Here is a 5,180-nt window from a genome sequence, read left to right on the forward strand (position 1 = left end):
ATTATATTTTGTTATTATTATATAATTTATCTTATTTTTAATTTTTATTAATAATCTTTATTTTTTAAATATATTATAGTTTTTTTATAAAATAAGTTAACAAAAATCTTGTTATTTTATTTTTTTTAATCAATAATCTTTGAGAGGGTGACTGATTCGTTTAAATGGAATTACTATCGCCTTTATTATAATAATAAAATTCTCTCAATAAAGAAATTAAATAATAAAATATTAAACTAATTTTTTATTATTTAGCTATTTGATTTTTTTAAATTTTAGGTATGAGGAAAATAATGACATATTTATCAGAAAAACATTTAGAAAAACTTCATTTATGGGAACAAAGTTTATTTACTGATCCTAAAAATTTTAATACAAGAGTAATTCAAAAAACTAAAAATAATGGCAGATTAGAATTAAAATATGATAATGAGTTCATCTTTACAACACATGGCATTTCTGGTGGTCATTTTTATAGTGAATCTAATTTGACTCCATTACTAAAAGATAATCCTGAATCTGTTTTTAGAAAATGGGATGCAATAAGTGTTTGTGTGGTTTCAGATAAGGCTCCTTATTTTTATGGGAGTAGCATAGGATTTATTTTAGGAATTCCTAAACAAAATATTCTATTAACTTCTCCAGAAGACCTTTGGTTTAATAACCATATTGGAACTGTTTTTGATAGAAATATTGATCCATCAATAAAAGAAAAAAAAGTAAAAAATAATTAATAATGGTTTACTATCCTTTCATGTAAAAGAAAAATTTGAGAATTTATTGCCTCCTCTAGAGTTATTTACTGCACCTAAAAAATTAATTACTGATAGAGATATTCATAATGAAATTATTGTTTGTGGAAAACCTAATGTAAATATTCACAGAGGTTTTCCTAGGACTGGAGAAATTAAAGTAAAAGCAGCTTATGTCTTAATAAATGAAGAAATCAATCAAAAAAAAGAAGAAATTATATTAAAAAAAGAATTTTCTTATATTTCAAAAATTTCTCAAAGGTTTAATATTCCACTTATATTTATACCAGGTCTTATAAAATAAATTTAATCTTATATCGAATTTTACAAGATAGAATTTATATTAGAGTAATATTTTATTTATTTAAAAAATCAATATATACCAGCATGTTTTTAGAAACATTTTCTGCTTGTTCTAAACAATCAGAAATAGAAGGACCTTTCATATAATTGCCAGTTAAAAAAAGGCCTGGTACCAAAGCTTCCATTTTCCAAATAGCTTCAAGAACTTTATCTTGTTCTATTGTCGCTAAAGGAATATAGTTGTCCCATTTGATGACATGGGTGAAATCAAAATGAATATTTTTTTCAATAATTTTAGTTTCAAATAATCTTAATTTTGAAATTTCAATTAATTCTTCATTTGATTTTTGATTTATAGATGGATTTCTATCTCCACCTAATAAAACTCGAAATAAATTTGAATTTGCTGGGGCATGACAAGGGTAGGTGGAATGGACAAAAATAGTTCCTAAAATATCTTTTGACCATTCACCAGCAAGAGCACCAAAGCCTTTGATAGTTGAAGTATTTTCAGGAATATTACTAGAACCTAATCCTATAATTGCAATACTATGTGACTCAATATTTTTTAATTTATGAAAGGATTTGTCTAATTCCTCTTTATTTAATTCCGTTGTTTGAATGGAAATATTTTGGTCTCTCCAAGGTTGTCCTGAATACAATACACAATGATATTGTTCATTAAATAAAATATTTTCTTTTAGATAATTTATAGAAATAAAATTAAATTCGCTTTTTATTAAATTTACATTAGAATTTAATTTTAAAACAAGTTCAATGTTATTTTTTAAGCACTCATTTTTTAATTCATTAAATAACGTATCTATCAGAAATTCCATACCATTCGGAAAACTTGCCAATCCTTTTGGAGAGGATTCTTTCTTTTTTAAGAATAATTTTTTGAATAAATGAATAAAACCTGTTTTAATAAGGCTACCATAACCGTATTCTATTGTTTGTAATTTGGGGGAAGTATATCTTAATAACATTTTTCTTGACCCACCACCCCAAATTCCAAAGGATAGAGAAACAAGAAAAGTACTTGCAAATTTTTTTCCAAATCGACGTTCAAAAAATGAATAAAGGGTTTCATTTAAATTTACTTTATCTGGTTTTTTTATAAATATTTCTAAAAATATCCTAAAAATATCTTTAAATTTTAATAAACCACTCTTTTTTAATTTAAAGATATTTGGTGTTAGTGCAATACATGATGTTGAAGTTAAAATATAACGTTTTTGTTCTTTTTGATTTGGTAAAATGACTTGATTTTCTATTTTTAAGTCTTGTAGGCACTTTAAGAATGATTCTCTATTTAATAAAACTCCTTGGGCACCATGCTCTAGTCTAAAATGATTTATATATGTGTTTTTAAGAACACCACCTATCTTTTCTTCTTTATCAAAAATAGTTATTTTTTTTATATTTTTATTTTCACTTCTAGATAAAAGATAGGCACATCTTAGTCCAGATATCCCTGCACCAATAACAGCTATATCTATACTTTTGTTCTGACTCATATATTATGACCTTATAACTTAAAAATTCCATAAAACCTTGGCTATCATGGTTTATTTTATAAATTTCGTCAATAATTATGAAAGATATAAAAATATCAATTTCTAAAAGGAATTTTATTAAAAAAAATTAAAAAATGATTTTAATTGTAACTTTTTTTAGCTCCTAAAATTTGAATTTTATAGAAAAGTGCTTTACTATAAATCGAAACATTTTAAAATATCATGCTGATCATCACTTAATTAGGATTTAATCTGCTTTGAGTAATAAAGGAATTGCCGGTGCATTCGTTTATTCTGCAACTTAAGCTTCTGTTAGAAGTTTTGCAAGGTCATGGACGAATGAAATTCCACCAGAAAAAGCTAGGTTTAATGTTCTGTCACCAGGGCCAATTGAAACTCCAATTTATGATAAAATAGTTATGCCGTCTGATCAATTGCAAGGATTTGCTGATCATTTGAAAACAATTGTTCCCGCAAAACGTTTTGGTACTGCAGATGAAATGGCTAAAGTTGTTTTATTTCTTGCTTCTTCCCATTCTAGTTACCTATATGGTTCTGACATTTTGGCTGATGGTGGTTTTACAAATATTTGATGAAATAGGGAACAAATAAATTGACTTCCATTCTAAAAAAAATTTTGCAATGCAAATTCTGTGTGAAGGAACTTCCTTTAAAACCTAAACCAATTCTAAACTTTTCTGCCAGCGCAAAAATTTTAATTGCTGGACAAGCTCAAGGTATCAAAGCTCATGAATCTGGAATTCCTTGGAATGATCAAAGCGGAGAAAGATTGAGGGATTGGTTAGGAATAGATAAAGATATATTTTATAATCCTAAAAAAATACCAATAGTTCCTATGGGATTTTGCTATCCAGGTAAAGGAAAATCTGGAGATTTACCACCAAGAAAAGAATGTAAAGAAATTTGGTTTGAAAAAATTCATGAAGAATTAAGTAACATTCAATTAAAAATTATAATTGGTTCCTATGCTCAAGAATATTATTTTTCATTAAAAAATGAAACTTTAACGGACGTTGTTAAATCATGGAAAAAGTATTTGCCATCATGTATACCATTGCCTCATCCCTCACCAAGAAATAATATTTGGTTAAAAAAAAATCCTTGGTTTGAAAAAGATCTTTTACCTGTTCTTAGAAAAAAAGTAGCTTTGTATTTATAAAAAAACTTATGTCGGCCATTTATTTTAATGCAAGTGCATAGGATAAAGGAGGTAACAAAAGTGAAGTAGATAAAACAGATAGAGCTAATTTATAGTTCATCTTAACTCTCCCTATAAATAAATAATAACAAGAAAACATTTATTAAATTCGCTTAAGTATATTCTCATTCTAAAATCATTGTCAAATAAATTAATAAGTTGTATAAGCCGTTTGTTCTTGTAAGTCCAATTTATTTTCTGTTCGATTCTCATTTTTTAGTAACCTCAAATTATTTTTTGGAGAAAAACATGAGTTCTTCAGCACGTCCTAAAAATATTCTTTTAATTATTGCACACCAATATCGTCATCCTGGGTATATTAGCAATCCAGCTGAGGGTTTTGATAATCATTTAAAATCGATTCTTGGTTTTCAAGGAGATGTTACTTCTGCAAATCCATATCAAGAATTTTTTCCTGGCTTAATGCGATTACGCAAAAATGCTGTTGTATTAAAAAATCATATGATTGCTTCAAGTGCATGTATTCCAAGTCGATCCGCGCTATTTACTGGGCAATACGGGACTCGAACTGGAGTAACACAAACAGATGGAATATTTAAAAGTGGGGAAGCATTTCAATTTCCTTGGTTAAAACAAGATGGCATTCCTACATTAGGTAACTGGATGCAATCTGCAGGATATCGAACTCATTATTTTGGGAAATGGCACTTATCTCATCCTTCTATTTCCTCATTAAAAGAATTTGGTTTTGATAATTGGGAACTTTCATACCCTGAGCCACATGGTTCTCTTGTTAATAATTTAGGAATTTATCGCGATCCCATTTTTGCAGATAGTGCCTGCAGTTTTTTACGTCGAGAAGGACTTGGTGCTCCATTTGGAGTTTCACTTGCAAGACAAGAACAAAATGATCCATTAGGTAACGTACTGATGGAAGCCTTATTAACATCTTTTCGCCTAAACGAAAAGATCTGTTATCAATACCAGAAAATTCAACTGGTTTAATTGACAAATCAGACCAATTTGGAAATTGCTCTGTGATAAGTTTAGTTACCAATGATAAATTTATGTCAATATTTTGCATAATATTTGTATTTTCTTCTTCACAAATCGATATGGTCATTAATCTATAACCCTTTTAAAATATAATGAGCTGTTTCTTTAGGACTTCCATCACCATTTATAAATGCATATAATGTTGTAGTTGTTATTCTTAATTTTTGAGCAACCATACAACTAAAGTATCTTTTCGTAAATCGAGAGTTTGAGAACCATCTGATTTTGAAACTCGAGTGTAAACAATGAGCATGGTGATCCTCCCCTAAGAAAGTAGACACCCAGATCCGAAAAAAACTTATAGGAAAGAGGTGTTGAAATGGTGTTAACCAAAAGAAGGTATACAAGCGAATTCAAGCAAGGGGCGAT

Annotated in this window: 5 protein-coding genes and 1 pseudogene; 5 read left to right on the forward strand and 1 reads right to left on the reverse strand. The window is 28.0% G+C overall.

From position 1 onward, the window contains the following. Window positions 1-293 precede the first annotated feature (293 nt). Window positions 294-734, forward strand: a complete 441-nt coding sequence (locus tag ACIQ56_RS14050; RefSeq protein WP_397601678.1) for a hypothetical protein — start codon at window positions 294-296, stop codon at window positions 732-734. Between the two features lie 46 nt (window positions 735-780). Beyond that, entirely contained in the window at window positions 781-1,056 is a 276-nt protein-coding gene (locus ACIQ56_RS14055; RefSeq protein ID WP_397601679.1) for a hypothetical protein, read from the forward strand. Between the two features lie 52 nt (window positions 1,057-1,108). Here the strand turns inward: ACIQ56_RS14055 and hemG are convergent, their stop codons facing one another. Next, window positions 1,109-2,575: a protoporphyrinogen oxidase gene (gene hemG, locus ACIQ56_RS14060; protein WP_397601680.1), complete on the reverse strand. Its 1,467-nt coding sequence runs from the start codon at window positions 2,573-2,575 to the stop codon at window positions 1,109-1,111. A 317-nt stretch (window positions 2,576-2,892) separates the two neighbouring features. Here hemG and ACIQ56_RS14065 point away from each other — a divergent pair. From ACIQ56_RS14065 to ACIQ56_RS14075, 3 genes and pseudogenes are all read left to right on the forward strand, one after another. Continuing rightward, window positions 2,893-3,168 (forward strand): annotated as a pseudogene (locus ACIQ56_RS14065) (SDR family oxidoreductase); the annotation flags it as partial. Between the two features lie 20 nt (window positions 3,169-3,188). Further along, entirely contained in the window at window positions 3,189-3,755 is a 567-nt protein-coding gene (locus ACIQ56_RS14070; protein ID WP_397601681.1) for a uracil-DNA glycosylase family protein, read from the forward strand. A gap of 288 nt (window positions 3,756-4,043) precedes the next feature. Beyond that, the gene (locus ACIQ56_RS14075) at window positions 4,044-4,760 is read left to right on the forward strand and encodes a sulfatase-like hydrolase/transferase (RefSeq protein ID WP_397601682.1); all 717 of its coding nucleotides are present in this window, start codon (window positions 4,044-4,046) and stop codon (window positions 4,758-4,760) included. Window positions 4,761-5,180: the final 420 nt, after the last annotated feature.

The sequence above is a fragment of the Silvanigrella sp. genome, assembly GCF_044369315.1.
GTDB lineage: Bacteria > Bdellovibrionota_B > Oligoflexia > Silvanigrellales > Silvanigrellaceae > Silvanigrella.